The sequence below is a fragment of the Rhodococcus sp. A14 genome (assembly GCF_011603105.1).
In the GTDB taxonomy this organism is placed as follows: domain Bacteria; phylum Actinomycetota; class Actinomycetes; order Mycobacteriales; family Mycobacteriaceae; genus Rhodococcus_F; species Rhodococcus_F opacus.
Map to the genome: position 1 here is coordinate 1 of NZ_JAAOQS010000246.1, position 1,974 is coordinate 1,974.

Sequence of the window (1,974 nt, forward strand, 5' to 3'; positions counted from 1 at the left end):
CCGAAGTTGCGATGGGTTTGTCCTGGTATTTACGGCTGAGCTGCAGCGGAAGCATGAGACACACCCATTCTGTAGTCACTAAAATGATTGCCACTATGGTAGCCGTGGAGTAAAATCAGTTCATGGCCAAGGGAACCGGGGCAGTCCACATCGCCACTCAACGCCGCAAGTACACCGGGAAAGACGGTGTCGAACGGGTCTACGAATCCCAGTTGCTGCGCCGCTCCTTCCGCGAACACGGCAAGGTACGCAACGAGACCCTCGCGAACCTCTCCGCGCTGCCACCCGAGGCGGTCGCCGCCGTCAAGGCCGTCCTGGCCGGTCGGAGTCTCGTCGACCCGGCGTCGGTGGTCACCGTCGCCCGATCCCTACCGCACGGGCACCTCGCCGCGGCGGCGGTGATGGCCAAGAAACTGGGCCTGCCGGCGCTGCTCGGTCCACCGAGCCGTCACCGAGAGATCGCGATGGCGTTGATCCTGGCCCGCACCGTGGCCCCGGCATCGAAATTGGCGACCATCTCCTGGTGGGCCGACACCACCCTCGCCGGCGACCTCGGCGTGAGCGAGGTCGGCACCGACGAGGTGTATGCGGCGATGGACTGGCTCGTCGGCCGTCAGGGCGGCATCGAAAAGAAGCTGGCCACCCGGCATCTGGACCCGAAGGTCAATCCCTCACGGATGGCGATGTTCGACCTGTCCTCGTCCTGGGTGACCGGGCGGCACTGCGAACTCGCCGCCCGCGGATACTCGAGAGACGGCAAAAAAGGTTGCGAACAAATCGAATATGGCCTGCTCACCGACCCCGACGGTCGGCCCGTCGCGATCCGGGTGCTCCCCGGCAACACCGCCGACCCCACCGCCTTCACCCACGCGGTGACCGCGGTGAAAGACACCTTCGGGCTCGAGAACATGCTGATGGTCGGCGACCGCGGGATGATCACCTCCGCCCGCATCACCGCCCTGAAAGAACTCGGCGGCATCGGCTGGCTCACCGCGCTGCGGGCACCGCAGATCGCCGCCCTGGCCGCCGACGACGGACCCTTGCAGATGTCGCTGTTCGACCAGCAGAACTTCGCCGAGATCTCCCATCCCGACTACCCCGGGGAACGACTGGTGGCGTGCCGCAACCCGCTCCTGGCCGTCGAACGCGCCCGCAAACGCGGCGAATTGCTTACCGCGACAGAGACGAAACTCGCACCGATCACCGCGGCCGCGGCGGCAGGTCGCCTGCGCGGCGCGGACAAGATCGGCCTGAAAGTCGGGAAGGTCCTCGGCACATTCAAGATGGCCAAACACTTCGACCTGACCATCACCGACACCAGTCTCACCGTCGCCCGCAACACCGGGCGGATCGACGCCGAAGCCGCCCTCGACGGCCTGTACGTGCTCCGGACCACCGCCACCCCCGGCGAACTCGACACCCCCGCGGTGATCGGGGCATACAAGAACCTCGCCCGGGTGGAACGAGACTTCCGCAGCCTCAAGGCCATCGACCTGGACCTGCGGCCGATCCACCACCGCCGCGAAAACCGAGTCAAAGCGCACGTGTTGATCTGCTTCCTCGCCGCCTACCTGACCTGGCATCTGCGTAGCGCGTTGGCGCCGTTGACCTTTACCGACGAGAACCCACCGCAACGACGCGAAGACCCCGTCGCCCCGGCCACCATCTCCGCGGCCGCGAAAGCGAAAACAGCCCGCCGCACCACGGCCGAGGATCTGCCCGTGCGCTCGTATCAGGGGCTGCTCACCCATCTGTCGACACTGACCAGAAACGACCTCCGCTACGGCGACAGCGGACCGGTCATCGCAACCCTGGCCGAACCCACCCCGACGCAACGACGAGCATTCGACCTCCTCGGCGCCCCGATACCACTGACCCTGACCTGAGGACACCGTCGACAGAACAAAACCACAACCACCCACTAAACCACCTGGTCAAACCACATAAACTGCTGCCAAACCGCCGCAACTTCGG

At 65.6% G+C, this 1,974-nt stretch carries 1 protein-coding gene; it reads left to right on the plus strand.

The genetic code is table 11. The features are described 5' to 3' along the window. Positions 1–122: 122 nt before the first annotated feature. A complete protein-coding gene (locus tag G9373_RS45100; RefSeq protein ID WP_240961161.1) occupies positions 123–1,886 on the plus strand; it encodes an IS1634 family transposase in 1,764 nt (587 codons plus the stop codon). Positions 1,887–1,974: the final 88 nt, after the last annotated feature.